The sequence below is a fragment of the Candidatus Kuenenia stuttgartiensis genome (assembly GCF_900232105.1).
GTDB classification, from domain to species: Bacteria; Planctomycetota; Brocadiia; order Brocadiales; family Brocadiaceae; genus Kuenenia; species Kuenenia stuttgartiensis_A.
In genome coordinates, this window is record NZ_LT934425.1 from 1,213,543 (window position 1) to 1,236,407 (window position 22,865).

Genomic DNA, 22,865 nt, shown 5'->3' on the forward strand with positions numbered 1-22,865 from the left:
CAGCCGCAATTTTGAAATGCTAAAACATCAAGAAAAGTCCCACAGGGTTCGGGCAACATAAACGGGAGTCTACCGGGATTTCCCCAACTCATGAGCTACGATTTTACAAAGCATTGTTTACATCGCTTTCAAGTAAATCAAGGCGGCTGGAGGTCTCTCCTTTTTCCTCGGTGGTTAAGGGTCGGTCTTTTATTCGTTGCAAAAATTCCCTTCGTATATCATCTAATCTCAATTGAAAGTCCCTTCCCTGGACACGCCGCAATCTTCCAATAAGCATCCCATCGTCGAGCCTCCTCTGGAGCACGATCATCCGATCCTCGAGTTTTGTCTCATCGATTCTTGAAGGATAGGCGAGCACCACCTTAACCTCCTTCTCCATATCTTCCAGTTTCGTGAGAAGGGGCGCCCATTCCTCTTGCGTAGTCTTTCTTTCTCTCAGCACAGTGTAATCCCTTCGGAGATTATCAAGTTTTACCACAAATTCCTGAGACGCATCAAGGGTTAATTCACCGGACCCCAACCCCTTGCCAATTTCCTGTTGAAGCAAAAACATTCGATCCTCAGTTCTTCTTTCATTTTCCGGCCATCTCTGAGAGACCGAAGCACATTGTACTAGAACGGTCATCATCCCCAGAACAATTACGAGAAGCAGCATTTTTTTCTTAAAATACCTTACTTGCAAAAAATCAATTACCTTCATCTTTTCTTTCCTCCTTTTCTAATTGTACATCGGGATAGACTTCCCAGAATGGTTATTCAGGGAACTTATACTTCAGACATGCAGGCCTGCGCTTTCAACCCTTGCTATTGTTTATTTATCTTTTGCTTATGCTTATACACGCCTTTCGTTTCTATAGTACATTCCTTTCCTTAAAATGATTCGTGACAAATCGTGTCCTTCTCGTTTTCAATCTCCTCCTGCGACTAGCTCCTGCTCAACAAAATCAGGATCAGTACGATAATCAGCACCATCCCAAAAACAAAGCCGGGTTTATAACCCCACGACCGACTATATGGCCAGGTTGGGATTACGCCCAAAATGACCAGAATCAGAGCTCCGATTAATATTGTGCTAAGTGACATATTCGTGCTCCCGTTAAAAAATGAAGGTTAAATTAAAGTAGGGGCGAAGCATTTGCTATAAATTGTCATAAATGCGTTCATACCTAAACCGGCAAATGCTTCGTCCCTACTTTTTCAAAAAACTAAATTGTTACACAAAATGTGAGTTTTATAAGAATGGCACGGGTAAAACCCGTTTGCCCATGCCACCCGGCCATATCAATATTAAAAGGGGAGCATTCCCGATTTTTGGTTAACTAATTGTACATTGTGACACAAGCATCCTGCTTGTTGTATTTTACCCTCAAGCTGGATGCTTGTGGTACTATTCTTCCCCTTCCCCCTGCTAATGGCATTTTTACAAAAAATCGGGAATGCTCCTGTTCAAACTATGTCCCCCGCTGGCGGGGGTGCAGGGGGCATAAGCGCTAACTTGTTTTATTGACAAATTTTATTCATCATGGTATTTTTATGTTAATTATCCCGCTAATCACTCTATAGGAGGATAAAGCCATGATGAGAGAAGATTGGGATCTTCTAAGAACTTTCTTCCCAAACGATTGGAAAAGTTTAGCCGTTGATACAAATGCTTTAAAAGGCTTGCGCAAGGATAAATCTGAAGAAAAGCTTCTTCGAACATTATTAATTCATTTAGGATGTGGCTATTCATTGCGTGAAACAGTAGTTCGAGCCAAGCGTGCTAACTTAGCAGATTTATCCGATGTTGCCTTATTAAAGCGATTAAAAAAGAGCAAAGAATGGCTATATAAATTATGTTTATCTTTATTCCGTGAGCGTGGCCTCCAAATTAATAAACGGAATAATTTTCATCTTCGCTTATTTGATGCAACAACAGTAAAGGAACCTGGGAAAACAGGAAGTCTTTGGCGCATTCATTATAGTATTGAGGTTCCTTCATTATCTTGCGATTTCTTTAAACTTACGGGAACTGAAGGAGAAGGCACAGGAGAATCTTTTCGGCAGTTTCCGATGAAAAAAGATGATTATATTATAGCTGACAGAGGTTACTGTACTGGCCAAGGAATTCATCATGCAACAAGGAAAGGCGCTTATCTTAGCGTTAGAGTTAATTCGCAATCTCTACGGATATTCGGCGAAGAAAAGAAACCCTTTCCTTTATTGAAAGAAATCCAATATTTAAAAAGACCCCTTGCTATAAAATCATGGAACGTTTTTATTCCAAACGTTGATAATACTGAATATGTCAAAGGTCGTCTTTGTATAATACACAAAACAGAAGAAGCCATTAAAATAGCTCATAAAAAACTTAAAAGACATGCAAGCAAAAAGGGCATTGAACTAAAACCGGAGACCCTTATTTATGCCAAGTACGTAATAGTATTCACAACGTTTCCTGAAAATCAATTTACCGCTTTTGATATCTTAGAATGGTATCGAGTTCGATGGCAAATTGAACTGGTCTTTAAAAGATTTAAACAAATAGCACAATTTGGACACTTACCTAAATACGATGATGATAGCTCAAAAGCTTGGCTTTATGGCAAACTATTCGTTGCTCTTTTGACAGAAAAACTAATAGATTTTGCTACGTCTTTTTCCCCCTGGGGATACTTCATTGTCAAGCAAGAAGACTAAAAGCAAATGGCGTGAATTTGCTTTTATGCTTAATCAAGTAAAACGGGCTATAGAACCAGCGTTATCATTACAGGAAGTTCTTAAGTGCTGGAATGACATTGCTTGTTCTTTAGCAGAAAATACAAGAATCCGAAAAACACAGATATCAAAATACTTCGAGCATACCTAAAACAAGTTAGCGCTTATGACCCCTTGCCCACCCCCACTGGTAGGGGATTTAAAGATTTAATGAAGCATGAAAGTAGATTTTCAAATATCATCGGCAAATCATGGTTTCATTCTTTCTTCCATGCGAAGCTGGAGCTTCTCAAACAATTACGTTCCCAAGCCCGGAGCTTGGGAACAAGCGTTTTTACCTTTTCAAAAAGCTAAAGTGTTACAATATTTTTCTTGTTGCGTAACATGAGTCGCCCGAAGATAAAGCAAAGATCTTACGTGCTTATTTTATTAAATAAACAGTAACCTTTATCTTTTTATTTACTCCCTTTGCCTTAAAATTGATGTCTGCTTTGCCTTTCCCCTTTTTAGCCTTAATGGTAAATATCACCTGTCCGTTAGCGTCTGTTTTTTGTCCGGATGGAGTAATCTTTATTTTCTCCGGATTATTTTTAGAAACCTTTGTTTTTACCTTCACGTCCTCGGCAACGCAGCCATCTTCGCCGGTTACCGTTACTATTATTTCCGCACTCTCATTTTTCACAATTTCCAACTCTTCCGGATGTGCGGCAATTGATGCGGCTATACAGGTAACCGGAGCAGGTGTTGTCGTTGGCGACGGCATTGGAGCAGTTGCCGTTGGTGACGGTGTTACCGCCGCCACAAAAGCGGTAGCTGTTACCACCCTTGGATAACCGGTGGTATTAATTTCATCGAAATAGGTAATCGTTAATGTCTCCCCTGCGGCTGCCTGAATACGTTCATATTCCAATGTGCCTCCGCTGTCTACCACCTGAATTGTTCCCACAAACGCACCTGTATCGGCGCCCGTTTCAACCATCCTCACCCTTGTAGTATTAAATGGGGACGTTTCAATAAATACATCGTTTGGCAGCACCTCTGCTTCTGTATGGTTCGTATTTCGCTCCGCATCTGCCAGCATCATTTTGGCATAGTCTCCTATAGAATAGGAGTCGGCATCAAACGAAAGTGTTGCATCAAAACTGCCGAATGTTAGTTCCCTTGAGATTGTTGCCTCTGTCAGTGCTTTGCCGGTGTATTCCACAGTGGCAGTACCGCCCTGCACTGTTTTTATAACGCCAATATTTGATCTGACATTTGAACTGGCGCCGCCGGTGGTGGCTGTTCCCGTCCTTATAGTTGCAAGGAAAGTGCCGCTGTCAGCGCCGTCCTCATTCAGGTCAAGCAGCAGGTCTTTTCCGGAATAATAGTTTACGCCAAATACCTTAATGGCGGTGGTAAGCACCTCTTCCGATGCGGAATCGGCGTTTCTGCCGAGATCCGTTACGGTGACAACTACGGTATCGCCAAAAAGATATGCCATATCCTTGCTCAGTGACATACTGACTGTGTAACCAGGCGTTGGCGCAGGAGAAGGCGTGGGCGTTTCTGCTGGTATTGTCGGAGTGGGCGTCTCCGTTGCCGGTGGAGTAGGCGACGTAACAAATATTGGCGTAGGAGTAAACTTCAGTTCAGGCGACGGCGTGGGGCTGGGCTTTGACGTTGGCGTTTGAGGCGGCGCTGATTCGGTGGTAAAACTCCAGCTATAGTTTGAATTCAGGCTGGTTCCGGCATAGTTTGCAGCACGAACGCCAGCGGTGATTGTTGCAGTATATGCGGTGCTGTATGCCAGATTTACCAATGGGGTAAATGTAGCGGCCGCTCCGTTTGCGGTTACCAACCCGGTGACTTTATTAACTCCATCGCTGAGTATAAACGTATCATTCGTAAGGGTAGAACCGTTGATATACATCCCATGTTCCGGAAAGAAATTACTAAAGTCAAATTTGGCAAACACTTATAAACATTGATTCTGCGACTACATGTCTTTTGGAAGTCTTTTAATTACTGGCCGAAAACAACATTGGACATTCCAAGTTTTTCCAATAGCATTTGTGTGACGGCGGGAAGTTTCACGGCTTTCTTTAAGGTTTCACCGGTATTTTTAGCCTCAAGAGTGGCGATATCTATATCTTTGAACGGCGCATAGAGTTCCTTTGAGTTTAAAAAATCTTTTTCTCCTATTGCCTTTCGTTGGTTTGATAGATAACGGTTTATAAAATATGCCAGGATGCAGATAGTATAGACGGCTTTAACATGTGCCTCGGTATTGACAAAGAAGGGCCTGATTTTTAAGAACGATTTTACATTTTTAAAGACATCTTCTATTTTTGTCTTGTCCCGATAGGCTCTAACTATAGATTGGGGTTTTGCTTTAAACGCACCTCCATCTTCCCGTTCTGTATGGTTAGTGATAAAAACACATACGCCATCCAACAATCTATCTGCGGCTATAACATCAGTTAACAGCTTGATTTCTATTTTGAAACTTTTGACGGATTTGACCTGCCCGTTTTTCAGTCTATGGGTAACGGTGATGGACGTCAGAACAGGGTCTTCGAAATATTTATGAATCTTTAACCTTTTCAGCTCATCTACAATGCGGCTCTTTGTTGCGTCATATTGCCGGTCTCTTTGGGCATTTTTAAGGTTTTTATTCTCTTCTTTGAGATAATCCTTAAAAAAGGTTATTTTCTCGTCTCTATTATTGCGGTCTTCTATAAATAAAGTGGGATTAAAACCGGTAATAAAACGCTTGTTTCCTATGACGCCATTGTCATGGTAGTATAATTCATCATCATAGTTTAAAAACCCTTGCGGGATAGGTATATCGGAGGCGTCCTTATCTTCTATGGATAACCCATTAAGAGACTTTAAACTGACACCGCAAGAGGGTATCTGATTTCTATCCAATGCCGAGATGTATTTGAGTTTGGCTTCTTCTATCAAATTGGCATTGTCCTCAGAGATTATGCCTCTGTCAAATACAAGGGTGACGTTTTTATCAGTCAATTTGAATCTGGTTTTACAGGCATTGATATTCTGTTTGAGGGTTTTTACCTCAGCGGTGTTCCCGGGGAATACATCCCATTTGAAAGGATATCCCTCAGAGTTGATAAGAACACCCAGTAAGACCTGCCGCCTGCCATGACACTCTATTTTGCCCTTGCCAAATGCCGATAGATCACAGTTATATCCCACAAAGTAGGAAGTAGTTAGGTCGTAGTTGATAAATTTATAGGATTCCGGACGTTTCCAGAAGGTTTGGTTAAAAAGGTGGTTCTCTATAGATATTTTGTTTTTGTGTATTTTATCTAATTCATAATAGATTTTATCGTCATTTAGGCCTGAAAGATCAATTTTAAGAATGTCCTCCAGCGCGCTCTTTTTCGCCCAATGAGGAATGGAATAATGAGAACACGGATCGGTGCACCTGTTAATAGTCAGTATCTTTGCAATCATATTGGTAGGAAGGGCGCCTGCAGTGACATCGTAGTCAAAAGCCTGATCAAGCTGCCACTGGTTCCACAACTCATTAACAACGGCTATATCGAGATATGCCCTGCTTTCCAGGACTGCAACGTCTTTGAGCTGAGTCTGCAATTGATCTGTGTTTTCAACTGTTTTACATATCAGTTTGATTTGCTCGGCTTGAATATCGGAAAGTTTCCCGATGGGCCAAAGTATTCTTTTTCTGACCTTTTTGCCATCCCTGTAGGATTCGGCAATAGAGTAAGATTTATAGGTTTTCCCTTTGTATTTAGAATCGCTATAAGTAAGGTGCATAATGTAGTCCCAATATTCTTTGACTACACTATCATTAATAAAATATTTTGTCAAGTCAGTATTTATAGGGTTATAAAGGATTTGTATTAATAAATAGGCCATTTATTCTGCGACTACATATTATTTTGAATTTGTGGAAACCCGCTTAAAATAAGGATTTTGTTGAAATCTTTCCGGAAAGGGGGATACATTGAAAAGGTTGCAGATATTGCCGTGTCTATCGCCACACTTGCTGCCCCATTGAGCGGTTTTGTCGAATTTATGGTAAGGGTTACGACCGGAGGCGGTGAAGGGGGTTCCGGCGCAGAAACGGTGGTAAAATTCCAGGTATAAGAAGAAGCCATCGCATTCCCAGCCAAATCCTTCACCCCGGTGGTAATCGTTGCCGTATAGGCAGTGGAATAGGATAGATTATTCAGTGGTGTAAATACGGCCGTCGTGCCATCGCAGGTTACTGCTCCGCTAATGCTGCCGCTACTATCGCTTAACGTAAATGAGGTTGTGGTGATGGTAGATACATTCATTGTTTCGCTGAATGTAGCAGTGGTAGCATTATTTATTGCCACGCCGGATGCACCATTGGAGGGATTCGTGGAATTCACTGTGGGCGGTGTTGTATCCGTTACTGTTCCGGTGGTAAAGCTCCATGTATATGCAGACGACATCGCATTTCCTGCCAAATCTTCCACTCCCGCTGTAAGCGCAGCCGTATAGGTGGTATTGGATGAGAGATTTGCCAGTGGAGTAAATGTGGCGATGCTCCCATGATAAGACACCGCTCCGCCAATGGTGCTGCTGCCATTGACCACTGTAAACGTGGCTATGGTAAGGGAAGAAGCGCTCATAGTCTCACCGAATACGGCAGTAATAGCGCCGTTAAGGACGACATCCGTGTCCCCGTTGGCAGGAACTGTGGAACTGACCACAGGCGCGGTGGTATCAGCCGATGCGCCGGTTGTAAAACTCCACGTGTAGTCAGATGCCATCCCATTGCCTGCCAAATCTTTCGCTCCTGTGGTAATCGTTGCTGTATAAGTTGTATTAAGCGCCAGATTTGTCAGCGGAGTAAATGTGGCGGTAGCGCCTGCACTGGTTACCGTGCCGTCAATATTACCAACGCCATCACTCAGGATAAACGTAGCCTCAGTAATGGTAGAAGCGCTCACTACCTCGCTGAACGTGGCTGCGATTGCGCCATTGTAAGCAACCCCTGTAGCGCCACTGGCCGGGCTTGTAGCGCTGACCACGGGCGCCGTGTCGTCCGTGGATGTCCCTGTGGTAAAACTCCACATATACGCAGACGCCATATTGTTTCCAGTATGATCTTTTACCTCAGTTGTTATGACGGCAGTGTAAGCAGTATCGGAGTCAAGGATACCTGACGGTATAAATTCAGCGGTTCTGTCATTGTAGGACACCGTTCCACTGATATTGCCGCCGATGTCGTCGCTTACAGTGAATGCTGCCGTTGTAATCGTAGAATTGTCCATAGCCTCGCTGAACACGGCGGCGATGGCTCTGTTGACGGAAACATCATTGTCGCCATACGCCGGGCTTGTGAAGCTGACCCCAGCCGTTACCGTCACCGTTCCGGAATTTACTGCAGTAAGACTCCCAGACGTCGCCTTTATTTCAGCAGTACCTGCAAAATGTCCGGTAAAAACCGCACTCTTACCGTCGCCGGATGAGGCAATATCACCGGAAATCACACCACCAGTGATGTTCTCAAGCGACCACGTATCTGCCGCAACATTAGCTACAAAATTATCCGAGGCATCCCGGGAAATGGCATATGCGGTAATCAGGTTGCCCGGTGTTATACCCTGCGCAGGAACAATTTCCCCGCTTCCATCCGGTTCCGTCTCTACCCCCACCTTTGTGGCTGCTCCTGCCAGTATGGTAAAGTCATCGCTTACGTCGGAAGCCAACTCGCTACTTGAAGCCGTCAGGTTCTTTGTGCCAGCCAGGTTGATACTCAGGTCATTAAATGTTGCAAGACCACTGGCCTGCGTTGTTTCCACCGTTGTCCCGCTAAGCACACCCGTTCCGGAAGACAATGTCATTGTAATTGAAACACTACCGGTAGATACATTATTTCCATAGATGTCCTGTAGCTGTACCGTCACCGATGGACTGATCGTATTTCCCGCCGTAGTATCCGAAGGTTGCTGGCTAAAACCCACCTTCGCCACCGCTCCCGCCGATATGGTAAACGCATTGCTGACGGCTGAATTTAATCCGTCACTTGATGCCGTAAGGTTTTTTGTACCCGCAATGTTGATGTTCAAATCATTAAACGTTGCGAGGCCGCTTGCATTTGTCGTTTGTAGTATTGTTCCGTTAAGTTCCCCGGTCCCGGAAGACAATGAAATCGTAATATCAACCCCGGCGGCAGCTACATTATTACCATTGACATCCTGCAACTGTACCGTTACTGCCGGGCTGATCGTAGCCCCTGCCGTGGCATCAGAAGGTTGCTGAACAAAGACCACCTTTTTTGCCGGTCCTGCTATAGTTGTAATGCTACCGCTCGTGCCCGTTAAGTTGTCAGCATCAGTTCCCGTCACGGTGTGAACAGTTCCTGCTGTCGTACTGGTGGTAAAGGTTACCGTTGCAAGGCCGTTGACGTCTGTTATGCTCGTGCCGGATGAAAAGGATCCGCCATTGGTGCTGCTCCAGGTGACTACTTTACCATCTGCACTTACTGCATTATCATTGGCATCCGCAAGTTGCGCTGTAATTGCTACGCTGCCTCCCGCTGCCGGGCTGTTGTCGTCTGAACTTACGATGTACTTGCCTGCAAAAGGTCCGGCAGTCCATTGTGAAAATGCATCTACACCGGTAAGCGATAGCGTGTTGGCGTCCGTATCTCTTGAGGGAACATACCGGCTGGGCCAGGTCGTTCCCCCATCCGTGGATTTTGCATAAATCAAATTTGCTTCGTTTATTCCGTTCAACTCGTTATCTGCATATTTTGATACGAGGGTAGCATCCAGGCCGGCGTTTGTCGTTGGGGTAATAACAAATATTCTGTTTATCCCGGCAACTCCGTCAATAGTCTGAGCAGTTCCCGTGCCTGTCTTTCTCAAAACAACCGTAGAACCCGGTGCTGAGCCAGCAGCATTTATCTGGATTCCTAAACCACCAAATGTTTCATTTACCCCCGTTGACAATGTGCGTGTTGTCTGAATATTCCCGGTAACGACACTGTCATTTGTAGTATTCCCATCAGTATCGTTTGTTTCTGACAATATTCCGGACGAACCAAGAGTCAGGGTATTACTACTCCCCGTTGTAAGTATTCCACCCGACACCGTAAGTGTCCCATTAACGGTTGCAGAACCGCCAAGTGTAACTCCACTGGAATTATTGACCTTGAGGTTTCCATAGGTAAGGGCACTGACCTCCTGCGCCGCTGTACCTGTATATTCCACGGTCAGATCCGTAAGCGTCTTGTTTGAAATGGTATATTGAGCATTAAAATCAGGAGTAGTTGCCGTCCGTGTTACTTTGACAGTACCGTTCCCGGTCAAAGCGCCGCTTCCGCTGATTACAACTGAAGCACCAGGACTCAAAACGGCATTCAGGTCAACATCCAGCGTTCCATCAATACTAAAGTTCGTATTTACAGAAACGGCAGCGCCGGTATTCGAAATCGTCAGATTGTTAAACGCCGTTGTTGTTCCGCCTATGGTTTGTGCGGCGGTTCCATTCAACGTTATTGTGCTTGTTGATGCAGTAAAGGCACCGTTATTTGTAAAGTCTCCTCCAATGGAGTGGCTAAAGCTGCCAGAGTCAAACGCAGCGCTGGAACCAATGGTGAGGCTGCCGCTAACTGTCATTGCGCCTCCTGCGGCGGCAGAAGCGGTTTCCGACATCGAGAAATCTCCGTCGATGGTCAGCGCCGATGCTGGCATGGTCTTTGTGCCGGTACCACTCAGTATGAGATGCCAATATCCCACTGTTCCGCCATTTGGATTTAACACCGTCTGATCTCCGCCGTTATACTCTACCGTATTTATCAGGAATCGTGCCCGCCATGTTCCATTATTGGTAATTGCACCGGCGATGCGCATGATATTGTCGGTGCTCATCGTCAGTTCTGCGCCGGCGTCGATGGTAATATTGTAGAAATTCGTTTCCCCGGACATTGATGCGGCAGCGTTCGTAAAAATTACGGTGCTCGTATCGGGATTAAAAGTTCCGTTATTTACCCAGCAACCGTTGCTGCCATCAATGGTAAGCTGCGAACTTGAGGTTCCGTTCAAAATACCGCCGCTCCGGATTGTCATGCTGTTGATTGTAACGCTGGAGGGTAGTACCGGGGAATAGTTGCCAGAGGGTAGGGCAGGAATTATTACGTCGCCAGTTGCTCCCGGGACGCCGCCTATCCAATTCGCCGGGTCTGTCCAGTCCGTACTGAAATCGCCATCCCAAACAATATCTGTGGCCACCCTATTGGCAAGTGTCCACTCGAAATCTCCAAAGATTGAACTAAATGCGGCAATACCCATATTAGACAATTCAATCCAGTTGTCTGTTGTATTGAGACTTGAACTGCCACGTTCCTCTACGGCGGCTTCGGGGTCAGCATGATAATGCCATGAACTCAGATTACTTTCCGTATTCCCATTAAGTTCTGAATCGTGGTAGTGGAGTTTCACTGTAGCAACAGAGCCGCTTCCCCCGGTTCGGATAATGTCATAGTATCTCGTAATAGCAGTTGTTTTCCAGGAAGGGGCAGAGCCGATAGTAATTTTTACACTCATTTCTGTTGGCAACGTTCCTGCATCAGAAAAGGTTATCGTGGTAAACTGACTACCGAAACTATACTGGGTATTGGAGGTAATGGTTGTCCGCTTGACAATGCCTGTCACATCACCTGTTCCTACCGTAGTTGCTGAAGCGCCCATCGTAAGCGTGTTGGAGCCTATGGCAAGGTTGCCGGTCAAGGTCAAGGTTGCATTCACCGTGAGATTTGTGGTTGCTGAAACAGCGACGGTTGTATTTGAAATCGTTAAACTATTAAATGTTGTTATACTTGTGCCGGCAATGGTTTGCTCTGATGTACCATTAAATGTCACGACGCCAGTACCGGCAGTAAAGGTGCTGTTGTTTGTCCAGTTGCCTGTCAGACTCAGGGTGCTCGAATTGCCATCAAGTGTTCCTGCAGTGAGCGTTACATAGCCATTGATAATGTGAGATAATCCGCTGCCGGGATTTAACGTCCCGCCGCTCCCATTCATCGTTAATGATGCAGCCGTAACACTGCCTGTAAGAGTCGCCGTGCTTGCTGTCCTCTCAAAGGAAAGCGCCCCTGTTGTAGAGAAACCGGCGATGTTTGGCGTAGCGCTCGTTCCGCCAATGGTTATATTGGAGCCGTTAGCGGTAAACGTGGCGCTATTAGTAAAACTCCCGTTTAACGTCAGGGCATAGTTGCTTGCTGATGTGTTGAATGTCCCTCCCGTAATATTTAATGTCCCGTTCACAATTATGGCCGCCCCCAGCGTTCCCGTTCCTGTGCCGGACTTTGTAAGGTTATTAAAGGTAGTGGCATTATTGGTAATCGTTTGTGCGCCGCTTCCGTTAAAATTGACTGACCCTGTACCGGCGGTAAACGTTGCCGAACCTGTCCAGTTACCGGTCAGGCTCAGAGTACCTGAACTGCCATCGAGTGTGCCCGCAGTGAGTGTTACGTTACCGTTGATGGCGTGAGATAATCCACTGCCAAGATTTAACGTCCCGCCGCTCCCGTTCATCGTTAATGATGCAGCCGTAACATTGCCGGTAAGAGTCGCAGTGCTTGCCGTCCGTTCAAATGAAAGCGCCCCTGTTGTCGAGAAACCTGCAATGCCCGGCGTAGCACTTGTTCCGCCAATAATTATGTTAGACCCATTTGCCGTAAATGTTGCATTGTTAACAAAACTGCCGTTCAAGGTTAAAGCATAGTTGCTTGCGGATGTATTAAGCGTACCTGCCGTGATGGTAAGGTCGCCGTTTACTATGATGGCGGCGCCAAGCGTCGCCGTCCGCCCGGATTTGTCAATAGTGAGATGATGATAGGTTGTTCCCTTTACCGTTTGCGCAGCGGTCGTGCTGGTGTAGTTAACCGTATTGGAATTGACCGTTGCCGTCAGGGTAGTAATGTCTGAAGTACCGCCAATATTTAAAACAGCGCCACTGCCCTGGGTAAGCCCGCCAGAACCGCTTAAGGCTGTGTCAACGGTCAGGGTTGTGTTGTTGGTGAGGGTAACTTCTGCAACCGTCACACTGGGAATTGAAATCGCCGATGTTCCTCTGATTGCTTGGTTGTTTGTGTCAAAGGTATATACTCCCGTTCCGGCGTCAAAGGTCGCGCCGTTATGAATGATCCCTCCCTGAAAGGTCACCGCCTCATTAGCCGAATTATTCCATGTTCCGCCAGCATCAATTGTGACCAATCCTACAAACATCTTTGTTCCGGTTTTGCGTGTGATACCTAATGTGCCTGCAATACTCGTGATGCCATTTGCCGTTAAGGTGTTAGAGCCTGTATTGAACGTTCCTGCCGTTACAGTAAGGACTCCGTTCACTGTGGTGGTAGCACCCAGAGTTGCTGTATTTGACACCTTGTTAATCGTGAGATGATGATAAGTCGTTCCTTTTACCGTCTGATTGCCAGCGCCATTATAATTAACCGTATTGGGATTGGCAGTAGCAGTCAGGGTAGTAATGCCTGAAGAACCGCCGATGTTTAATACGGCGCCGCTGCCCTGTATAAGCTCCCTTCCACTGCCACTACCACTACTGCTTAAGGCAGTTTCAACCGTTAAAGTTGCATTATTCGTGAGGGTTGCTCCCGAGGCAACGGTTATTGTTGGAATCGAAAAGTCACTATCGACAGAATAATCTGTTGTAAAAGTAGCAGCGGTAAGTGATTTCGAGGCCGCCGTGCCGCTGAGTGTGCCGCCGCCTCCTGACTTCTGAAATGTCCATGTGCCCTGAGTCCCCGTGATTGACCCTGTTCCGTCTATCTGCAGATTGCCATTCATCGTAACGCCTTCTGTGACGGTGAAATCCATGGCGCCACCGTCATTTATTATAATATCGCCAAATGTCTTTGTGTTCGACTTTGAAGTGATGTTTATTGCGCCAGTTACGCTTGTTGTTCCTGTGACGGTTGATGTAACACCTCCAATACCAAGCGTTCCGGAGGTAATGGTAAGATTGCCGTTTATTGTGATAGTTGCCCCGAACGACGCCGTATTCGAGGCCTTATTAATGGTAAGGTGATTAAATGTAGTAGTCTTGCTTCCGATTGTTTGATCATTCGTTCCGGTAAATACTACGGTACCGGTGTTTGCCGTAAATGTTCCTGAGCCTGTCCAGTTGCCGTAAAGCGTTAAAGTACTCGATCCCCCATTCAATGTTCCTGCGGTTAGCACAACATTGCCTGTGATGGTGTGGTTGAATGCAGCGCCAAGATTAAACGTCCCGCCCGATGCGTTTACGGTAAGATTGCCTGCTATAGTAAGTGTCGAATCAGGTGTTTTTGTCCCTGCGCCTGAGATTGTCAGGTTTTGATAACCCGGTGTTCCGGATACAGTCTGAGTTATTCCCGATGTATATTCCACCGTTGTTCCGGAGGCGATATTTAATGTATTAAACGATGGAAACGTAGTCCCTACTGTCGCTGAGCCTAGTTTAACCGTTCCGGATGTGAGGTTAAGAACGCTGGAGCCAGATAGGGTGATTACATAACCTCCATCGCTAAAGACACTATTTGATGTTACGTCGCCAATCGTAAGCGTGTTAACTGTTATATTGCCCCCAAGGGTGCCCCCGGCGGTATTATTGACCTTCAGCGTTACATATGTTCCTGCATGTATTGCCTGGGTAGCGGAACCATTATAATTAACCACGTTCCCGCTTGCAGATGCCGTCAGGGTGGTAATGTCTGAAGTACCGCCGATGTTTAAAACAGCGTTGCTTTCCTGCGTGATCCCTCCCGTGCCGCTCAAGGCCGTGCCAACCATCAGGGTAATGCTGTTGGTAAGGGTAACGCCCGTAACGGTTACTCTGGGGATAGAAATCGCTGTTGTCCCTCCTATTACCTGGCTGTTAATATCAAAGGTTTGCACTGCCGTTCCAGCGGTAAAGGCAGCGCCGTTATGTGTAATCCCTCCCTGAAAGGTCACCGCTTCGTTAGCCGAGTTATTCCAGACACCGCCTGAATTGATCGTAACCATTCCGGTAAACGTCTTTGTTCCGGTTGTGCTCGTGATACCTAATGTTCCTGTAACACTCGTAATACCGTTTGCAGCTAAGGTATAAGCGCCTGTATTAAGCGTTCCTGCCGTAATGGTAAGGTCTCCATTCACGGTAGTTGTAGCGCCAAGCGTTGCGGTTTGGCCTGATTTGTTGATAGTTAGATGGTGATAGGTAGTCCCTTTTACTGTTTGTGAAGCCGTTGTACTGGTGTAGTTGACCGTATTGGGATTGGCAGTCGCAGTCAGGGTGGTAATGGCTGAAGTGCCGCCGATGTTTAAAACAGCGTTGCTTCCCTGGGTAAGCCCACCTGTGCCGCTTAAGGCTGTGCCAACCGTTAAAATTGTGCTATTAGTGAGGGTGACTCCCGTAACGGTTATACTGGAAATGGAAATTGCCGTTGTCCCTCCGATCTCCTGGCTGTTTGTTGCAAATGTCTGCACCCCAGTTCCGGCGGTAAAGGTCGCGCCGTTATGGGTGATTCCTCCCCGAAAAGTCACTGCCTCATTCGCTGAGTTGTCCCACGTTCCACCCGCATCAATTGTAACCAGTCCGACAAAGATCTTTGTCCCTGTATCTGAAGTGATGTTTACCGTTCCGTCAATAGTTGTCGGGCCGGTAACCGTTGATGTTACTCCCCCTAAATTAAGCGTACCGGTTCCGTTAACAGAAAGATTTTCTGCAATGGTTAAAGTACCGCTATTTACCGTTGCTGTGCCATCGATGGCCAAATTTCCAAAGGTCATGCTGACAGTCGGAGCGATGGTAGTAGTTGAGGCAAGGGTGGTAGTAGCCTTGGACAGGTTAAAAGTGCCTCTCGTATTGGTAATATCTCCACCAAAGGAGATTGTTGCCGCGTCGCTGGATGTGAGATCTGAGCCAGCTCCGTTTTTGATATAATCACCAGAGAACGTTAAGGCACCGGTTGAAACTGTAATGTCGCAATTTCGTTGTTGACTTGTCGCTGCCCCTTGCAGAGTAGTCCCGCCTACGGTAAACGTACCTGTACCCACCGTGAGGGTAATATTCGTCGTGGCCGCAGTGGGTTGGGCGGTAAAATCGCCGCTGCACGAGAATATTCCTCCATTAAAGGTAATCGTCATATGCGAACCGCTTCTGGCAGGGCTCAGGTCGGCATTTACACATGAAAGGGTAACGCCGGAGGCAAGATTTATGTTATGCACTCTGGCTGTTGTAGTAATTGTATTGGTAATATCACCCGAAATGGTCAGGTTTCCATTAATTGTCAGTGTTGATGCAGCGGAATTACCATAGGTAAGTGAAGCGATTGTTGTGGAAGTGGTTATCGTAGGCTGGTTGGTAATAGCGCCGGTGCCTATCTCGACTGCATCATCTGACGCGGGAGGGAGGCTTGGGGTACCGCTAACGGTAGTCCAGTTTGATGCCGTTTCCCATGCAGAACTTGTGGCGCCGGACCAGCGAACCGTTCCTGCGGCGAGCGCTTCTGCATCACCGGCAAAGGCCAGTGTGAGTATAAAAAGTGTTAAAATTATAAACTTATTCACGTAAGTCAGGTCATCTCAAAAACTTTATGTAGAGCGAAGCGCCACTTCGCCCTGCAATTTTGAAATTACTAAACATTCCATTCTCGTTTTCAAGCCGGAACTTGGAAACGAGAATTAAATTAGGTTGGGCTTTTAAAAAACGAAAACCCAACGGCATTCATTTCTACTCACCCCTACCCCTCCCAAGAGGGGAATTTGAAATTACTTACCGGTGCGTATTTTTCCCTTCTTTCTTGGAACAATAGAGTGCATTGTCGGCTTTTTTGATTAAATCCTCCATGTCATTGCCGTCTGCCGGATATAGACTGATGCCTATGCTGACGGTAATGCCGATTTTGTCATTATTAATCAGGAATTTTTGGGAAAGTAATCCGAGAAGCTTCTTCGCCACATGATTTGCATCCTCTCTATGATTAATGTTTGTAAGGATAACCATAAACTCATCTCCCCCAAAGCGGGCAACCGTATCACATTCCCGGACGCATTCCTTCATCCTCACGGCTGCCTCCTTTAACAGCAAATCTCCCATATGATGCCCGAAGGAATCGTTAACGGCCTTAAAGCCATCCAGGTCAAGCGCCATGACGGCTGCCATCTTCTTATTACGTTTTGCCTGAAGGATGGCCATTTCCAGCCGGGCACGAAATAAATTGCGATTGGGGAGGTTGGTAAGGGCATCGTGATATGCCATGTGTTGAATACACGCTTCCGAACGTTTACGTACAATGGCATTGCCTATAATCTCAGAAACAATACGGAGCAGCATTATATCTTGTTCTTTGCAGGAGCAGCCGTTCAAAATATTTTCACAACTAATAAATCCGAATGAATCTTTGTCCGCAAATACCGGAAAGGACAATACGGATTTGACTTCCCGTTTAATCAAAAACTCTTGTTCTGCCGCTGCTTCTTTTGGCATACGGCACACCTGTGGGATATGAATAACATCGCCCGCACGCAGGTGTTTCATCCACCATGTGAATGCGAAGAAGGAAACGTCCATAAATCGACGTCTTTGAGAGGGTATGCCTTCGTTGCACCATTCATAAACATTGTCAGCCATGCCGTTATTCGTACCGGACAGCACAAGGCATACCCTGTCAACTCCGATCTGCCTGCCAATTTCTCCCTCGCCTATTGTTTGGAGTATTTTTGGAATAGCCTCATCAACAGAAACAGACTCCATCAATATGTTCGACAGTATATACAGGATTTCATGCCGCTGTTCATTTTGCTTTTGTATTGTTATATCTTCCTTTATCGCAAAAAAATGTGTTATCATTCCTTCCTCATTCATGAGGGGAGAAATAGACGCCTTCTCCCAGTAGAAACTGCCGTCTTTTTTCTTATTACAAAACACCCCTTTCCATTTTTTGCCGGAGGTAATTGTTTCCCACAAATGTTTATACTCTTCGGGAGCAGTCCTGCCGGATTTCAGTATGCGGGGATTTGCCCCTGTAACCTCTTCCCGGGTATAGCCGGTGAGTTCAGTAAATTGCGAATTTACATATTCAATAGTTCCCTTTATGTCTGTCACAATTACTGCACATGGGATTTGTTCTATTAACGTGTAAAACATGATACGTTTATCTTTTCTGCCTGTTACCGCGCTCTGCGTGGCAACAAATTGTTTTGGACGCTCTGAGTCCGGATTATTACTCGAGATACAGGGCATCTGATCCTGCATTCCCACGCGAGAGCGCTGGAACGGGAAAAAACATTACACACTCTTTCGCATTGCTTGTTTTTCGTTGGGCAATGCCCATCCTACTTAACTCACTTTGTTCTGAATGATAAGAAAGACGTTGGGTTTTGCCTTTACAACAGACATGCTGGTTACTATTGAGGCGTGTAATCTGAAGGTGGTTACGATAGAGATATGTGCGGAGTGTGAACTTGCCGAGACGAAGCGTAAAGTTTGTATTGGCTTTCGCTACTGTGATTTGTCCGAACCTAAGAATCTGTGTGCATTCAAATAAATCAAAGGCGGAAAGCGATAGCTCTGTGCTGTATACGGCTGCGCTTCGCGCAGCCGTATAACCATAGCCGTATAACCATAGCCGTATAACCATAGCCGTATAACCATAGCCGTATAACCATAGCCGTATAACCATAATAGTCATGTAAGAATAAAGCACAGTAATGTCTAAAATCAAAAAAAATCTTACTGTCGAAGGCTGAATAATTCAGCACTTATCGGTAGTAAGGCTATCTTTGTACTGTAAGTAAAGACCTTTTACTTTGCGTCCCCTGATTGCTCAGGGTTTGCCTTTATCGATATTTTCATGAATCTTGTATTAAAAGCGGGAAATATACATTATTACCACGGGTTATTCAATAGTTATTTTTACCGGTATCAAAATTTTTGTAATACTTTAGTCCTATGAAAAAAACCGCTCGTTCCCAAGCTCCGGCTTGGGAACGGGATTGTTTGAGAAGCTCCAGCTTCGAATGGAAAAGGGAATGAACCCATTATGTCAGCTTGGAGGCTTTTCAGTATGTTACCCAAGATATTTGGGAACCTCTTTTGAATCGAATAATACACGAAGCTTCGCTTGCCGGCTAAATGGAAGCTAGAGCTTCCAACGCAATTACGTTCCCAAGCCGGACAGACTGGGTCAAATGAACTTTATTGTCTCAAAAGTGGGGACAACTCTTCGCATTATGCCTGTTTTCGACCCTATTTAGTGCTGTTTTCCCATTAAAGTGGAGAATGCCTGTCGTAAAATAGGATAAAATTGCCCATTTGACCCAGTCTGCGGAGCTTGGGAACGAGCATTTTTGTTTTTCCAAAAATCTAAACTGTTACAAATTTTTAGATCAGGCTGATTAAAGTATGGCTATAAACAGTGGTATAAAATTTGCGACAACGCTACATAATCATTTAAATGTTTCTGGTAACTATTCAGCTTAGAGGGGATTTAATTTGTACATAAGTTTTATAAAAACCAGTTAAACCACGGAACACGCGGAATACACGGAAATTGATTATTTTGCATAAGTTTTATAAAAACGTGTAAGTATCCTCTTAAAAAAATACTACATTGTGTGAGAAATCGTATTTTTAAACAGATGTTGATAATGGAAGATTAGTAGTGTTTAAAAATTAAACGTTTTGATATACTGAACTCAAAGTATTTTTTTTACGGGAAAAAAATTAAGTTTTATAATGCGTGGGACATTGAACGGTTTGTTTTTAATGGAAGGATAAATAAATGAAGCCGAAAGGTATAATTCTTATTGTCGATGACGAAGAAACAATCAGGCTTTCTGTCAGGGAGTTTTTAGATGCGCAGGGTTATGAAGCAATTGCCGCCGGTAGTTGCGAAGAAGCGCTGGAGAAAATGGATACATTTATGCCGGATTTGATACTGCTGGATTTGAGATTGCCCAATATAAATGGAGTGGAACTTATTGAAAAAATAAAAGAGAAAGACCCTAACGCGTTAATGGTGGTAATGACGGGATATGGAAGCGTAGACTCGGCAGTTGAAGTAATGAGACTAGGGGCATACGATTATTTAGAGAAACCGTTTAAGCTTGACAGGTTAAGGTCGGTGGTTGAAAAGGCATTAAGGAGGCAGGGGCTGCGCCAGGAGGTGCTTGAAATAAAGGAAAAGCAATGGACGTTTGATGAAGAATCGGACGGAATTATTATTGGCAATAGCCCGCAGATGAAAGAGATATATTCTCTTATTAAACAGGTGGCAAAAAGTTCTTCTACAACGGTGTTAATACAAGGAGAGAGCGGTACCGGGAAAGAGCTTGTTGCAAGGGCGGTGCACCGGTTAAGCGCAAGAAAATCAGGGCGTTTTGTGGATATAAATTGCGCTGCCCTGACGGAAAGCCTTCTGGAAGCAGAATTATTTGGTTATGAAAAAGGGGCATTTACCGGCGCGGCGACAGCCGGTAAACCGGGTTTGTTTGAAATTGCCGATAAGGGAACCGTTTTCCTTGATGAAATAGGCGAGATGGGGGTTTTGCTGCAGGCAAAACTTTTAAGAATTCTGCAGGAAAGGCAGTTCAAAAGGGTTGGCGGCATACAGGATATCAAAATAGACGTTCGGATTATTGCCTCGACAAACAGGAACCTTGAAGAAGAAATAGCGTCGGGAAATTTTAGAAAGGATTTGTATTACCGGTTGAAGGTATTGCCGATTTATGTGCCGCCATTGAGGGAAAGAAGAGAAGATATAATGCTTTTGGTGAAATACTTTATACATAAATATAATAATGAGTTTGGCAAGAATATTTGCGATATCCCGCCCGATACTGAACGGATATTATTGGAATACGGCTGGCCTGGGAACATCAGAGAATTAAAGAATGTGGTAGAAAGAGGCGTGTTGATTGCAAACGGCAGCGCATTATCGCCTAAATATGTTGCAAATATCAGCGTTGGGAAAAAAGAATCTGAAAGCCTTGCCGGTATTACTGTTGATGGAAATACTGACTGTGTAAGCAGCGACGGACTTGATGCCCGTTCACTGGCATTTATGGAAAAACAACATATAGAAAATGTCCTGAAAGAAACCTCATGGCGAAGGACGGAAGCGGCAAGGGTGCTGGGTATCAACAGAACGACCTTATATAATAAAATAAAAGAGTATGGCATTGCACAGTAATATTTAATTAATAAGCAAAAGATCGCCTATAAAAAAAAGATGAAGAAAAAAATTTTATTGGTAGATGATGAAGAAACGCTGCGATGGGCTTTGCAAAATACCCTTTTGGATGACGGTTATGATGTGGAGGAGACCAACGATAGCATTGAAGCCCTGGAATTGGCGAAAAAAAGAAAATACGATTTGGTGATTAGCGATTTAACTATGCCCTTCATGAATGGCGTGCAGTTAATTGCTGAAATAAAGAAGGCAAATCCCTCAATAAGGGCGATTATTATGACGGGTTATGGTTCAACGGAGGCGGTTATTGAGGCGATGCATACCGGCGTTTCTGATTTTATAACAAAGCCTTTTAAGCTTGAACATATGAAGAAGGTGATTCGCAAAGTCCTGAGTGAAGGCGAAAATACCGGTACAAATGCGCATAGCGAAAAAAAACGCGGGAATGAAGAACCACGGCCGTGTGAGGTATATACTGACAAGCACAAGGATTCATCCTGTTATATTGTGCAGGACGAAACAGAGAAGGCAAATCTTACTTTTTATGATGCCGTTGAGACTGATGACCGCCAGTTGGCGCTGTTTGGAAGTTTTTCACGCGAGGCCGGGTTGGAAAATCTGGATACGGTGATAAAAACAGTTTTTCGCTATGAGGCTAAAACATGCAGATCACCGGCATCTTTGATAAAAAACATGAATACATTTCTCTGCGAAAATATAAAAAACCGTTTTCCGCTTATGCTTTTCTGTGTAATTTTGGAGAAACAAGGGCAAAAACTCTCTTATTCAATTTGCGGGGAAGGACTCGCCTGTTTTGTATTTTCGCAGGAAAAAGAAATGACACAGTTGCAATCGTATCCCTTATTCCTAAATATGTTTCCTGACATAAGCGTGCCGGAGCAAACCCTGCCAATGCCTGCGGGTAATAGATTTATTGTGATTGACAGCAATGCTGTTGCTACAAGCATCCGGAAGGGAATTATTCAGAAAGACAGGCTCAGGGATGCACTTGTGCGGGATGTTGCCGGGGATTGTGAGCATGTGGCGAAAAAAATGAAAGAGGGAATAGTTGGATGGCATGAACTGACTGCCGATGCACGAAATTGTTCCGTCGCTGCCTTTACCCTGGAGAATGGCAGATGCATGCCATGGAAAGAAGAGATTTCTATTTCCATGCCCATTGATGATTATGATGAAGTGCTGCAATTATTCGAAGAAAAGTTGTCAAAAATAGTGGGTGACGAGTGTAAGAGGCATGACATTATTACGTCTGTTAATGAGGCCGTTTTGAACGCATTATTCTTTGCATACAAGGAGGGGGAAAAAGGGGAAATTGTTCTGAAATTTTCTAGATTGGGGGAAGATATCATCATAGTGGTAAGCGACAGGGGCTGTGGATTTGATACGCAGAACTATGAAGAACCTGATACGACATTTTATAAAGGCATAGCAAGAAAAGACGGGCGAGGGATTTTTGTTATGAAACAGTTAATGGATAGAGTAATGATACAATCCGGCAGGGGAACCGGGACTTCGGTCTTTTTGGCGAAACGGGTAAACTTCTATGGAAATTGAAAGGCATGAAAAAGGCAATGTGGTCGTGTTATCGCCAAAGGGGAACCTCGTGTATGAGGGGGCAATCAAACTGGAGTGCATGCTTAAGATTTTGTGCGAAGATGCATGCGCCATTATACTGAATTTCAGAGATGTAAAGTATATTTCCGCAAACGCATTGGGGAGTATCGCATATTATGTGAGTTGTTTCAGGGAAAAACAAAAGGGATTTAAGCTGGTTCAAACAAATAAAAACATTAAAAAACTTATGGATATTACCGGCCTGCTTCGCATTGTGGAGGTATTTGAGAACGAGGATGAAGCAATGTCAAGCATTGGTCCCCGTGTGGGGAAACTGGAAAGAACATTTTTATGGTCAGGGGGAAATTAATCCTCAGTCCTCAGTCGGCAATCCTAAATCTGCAATTTG

Annotated in this window: 11 protein-coding genes and 1 riboswitch; of the genes, 4 read left to right on the forward strand and 7 right to left on the reverse strand. The window is 44.8% G+C overall.

Annotated elements, in window-relative coordinates:
- Window positions 1-103: 103 nt before the first annotated feature.
- Together KSMBR1_RS05585 and KSMBR1_RS23225 are read right to left on the reverse strand one after the other, a co-directional pair.
- A complete protein-coding gene (locus KSMBR1_RS05585) occupies window positions 104-700 on the reverse strand; it encodes a hypothetical protein (RefSeq protein ID WP_099324426.1) in 597 nt (198 codons plus the stop codon).
- A gap of 224 nt (window positions 701-924) precedes the next feature.
- On the reverse strand, window positions 925-1,083 hold the full coding sequence (locus KSMBR1_RS23225; RefSeq protein ID WP_099324427.1) for a DUF3309 family protein: 159 nt from the start codon (window positions 1,081-1,083) through the stop codon (window positions 925-927).
- A 492-nt stretch (window positions 1,084-1,575) separates the two neighbouring features.
- Here KSMBR1_RS23225 and KSMBR1_RS05595 point away from each other — a divergent pair, with 492 nt between their 5' ends.
- Window positions 1,576-2,679, forward strand: coding sequence for an IS4-like element ISCku3 family transposase (locus KSMBR1_RS05595; protein WP_099323638.1), 1,104 nt, complete (start codon window positions 1,576-1,578; stop codon window positions 2,677-2,679).
- Window positions 2,680-3,118: 439 nt separating this feature from the next.
- Here the strand turns inward: KSMBR1_RS05595 and KSMBR1_RS05600 are convergent, their stop codons facing one another.
- The 5 genes from KSMBR1_RS05600 to KSMBR1_RS22360 all read right to left on the reverse strand — a co-directional run bounded on the left by KSMBR1_RS05600 (window position 3,119) and on the right by KSMBR1_RS22360 (window position 18,370).
- Entirely contained in the window at window positions 3,119-4,654 is a 1,536-nt protein-coding gene (locus KSMBR1_RS05600; RefSeq protein WP_197705357.1) for an Ig-like domain-containing domain, read from the reverse strand.
- 47 nt (window positions 4,655-4,701) lie between these two features.
- Entirely contained in the window at window positions 4,702-6,585 is a 1,884-nt protein-coding gene (locus tag KSMBR1_RS05605; protein WP_099324133.1) for an IS1634 family transposase, read from the reverse strand.
- A gap of 11 nt (window positions 6,586-6,596) precedes the next feature.
- On the reverse strand, window positions 6,597-16,256 hold the full coding sequence (locus tag KSMBR1_RS05610; RefSeq protein WP_099324428.1) for an Ig-like domain-containing protein: 9,660 nt from the start codon (window positions 16,254-16,256) through the stop codon (window positions 6,597-6,599).
- A gap of 205 nt (window positions 16,257-16,461) precedes the next feature.
- Complete coding sequence (locus KSMBR1_RS05615) at window positions 16,462-17,931, reverse strand: diguanylate cyclase domain-containing protein (RefSeq protein WP_164994563.1); 1,470 nt, start codon at window positions 17,929-17,931, stop codon at window positions 16,462-16,464.
- The gene (locus KSMBR1_RS22360) at window positions 17,912-18,370 is read right to left on the reverse strand and encodes a hypothetical protein (RefSeq protein WP_230408047.1); all 459 of its coding nucleotides are present in this window, start codon (window positions 18,368-18,370) and stop codon (window positions 17,912-17,914) included. Before KSMBR1_RS22360 ends, KSMBR1_RS05615 begins: the two co-directional genes overlap by 20 nt.
- 81 nt (window positions 18,371-18,451) lie before the next feature.
- Window positions 18,452-18,536: riboswitch (cyclic di-GMP riboswitch) on the reverse strand.
- Between the two features lie 935 nt (window positions 18,537-19,471).
- Here KSMBR1_RS22360 and KSMBR1_RS05620 point away from each other — a divergent pair.
- Genes KSMBR1_RS05620 through KSMBR1_RS05630 form a run of 3 tightly spaced genes read left to right on the forward strand, consistent with a single transcriptional unit; the run spans window position 19,472 to window position 22,826 of the window.
- Window positions 19,472-20,881: a sigma-54-dependent transcriptional regulator gene (locus KSMBR1_RS05620; RefSeq protein ID WP_099324430.1), complete on the forward strand. Its 1,410-nt coding sequence runs from the start codon at window positions 19,472-19,474 to the stop codon at window positions 20,879-20,881.
- 39 nt (window positions 20,882-20,920) lie between these two features.
- On the forward strand, window positions 20,921-22,456 hold the full coding sequence (locus tag KSMBR1_RS05625) for a response regulator (RefSeq protein WP_099324431.1): 1,536 nt from the start codon (window positions 20,921-20,923) through the stop codon (window positions 22,454-22,456).
- Window positions 22,446-22,826: an STAS domain-containing protein gene (locus KSMBR1_RS05630; RefSeq protein WP_099324432.1), complete on the forward strand. Its 381-nt coding sequence runs from the start codon at window positions 22,446-22,448 to the stop codon at window positions 22,824-22,826. Before KSMBR1_RS05625 ends, KSMBR1_RS05630 begins: the two co-directional genes overlap by 11 nt.
- Window positions 22,827-22,865: the final 39 nt, after the last annotated feature.

Bases quoted from the DNA above. Each gene is read 5' to 3' on its own strand.
- KSMBR1_RS05620 (WP_099324430.1), top strand. From the start codon at position 19,472: ATGAAGCCGAAAGGTATAATTCTTATTGTCGATGACGAAGAAACAATC.
- KSMBR1_RS05615 (WP_164994563.1), bottom strand. From the start codon at position 17,931: ATGCCCTGTATCTCGAGTAATAATCCGGACTCAGAGCGTCCAAAACAA.
- KSMBR1_RS22360 (WP_230408047.1), bottom strand. From the start codon at position 18,370: ATGGTTATACGGCTATGGTTATACGGCTATGGTTATACGGCTATGGTT.
- KSMBR1_RS05630 (WP_099324432.1), top strand. From the start codon at position 22,446: ATGGAAATTGAAAGGCATGAAAAAGGCAATGTGGTCGTGTTATCGCCA.
- KSMBR1_RS05625 (WP_099324431.1), top strand. From the start codon at position 20,921: ATGAAGAAAAAAATTTTATTGGTAGATGATGAAGAAACGCTGCGATGG.
- KSMBR1_RS05605 (WP_099324133.1), bottom strand. From the start codon at position 6,585: ATGGCCTATTTATTAATACAAATCCTTTATAACCCTATAAATACTGAC.
- KSMBR1_RS05585 (WP_099324426.1), bottom strand. From the start codon at position 700: ATGAAGGTAATTGATTTTTTGCAAGTAAGGTATTTTAAGAAAAAAATG.
- KSMBR1_RS05595 (WP_099323638.1), top strand. From the start codon at position 1,576: ATGATGAGAGAAGATTGGGATCTTCTAAGAACTTTCTTCCCAAACGAT.
- KSMBR1_RS23225 (WP_099324427.1), bottom strand. From the start codon at position 1,083: ATGTCACTTAGCACAATATTAATCGGAGCTCTGATTCTGGTCATTTTG.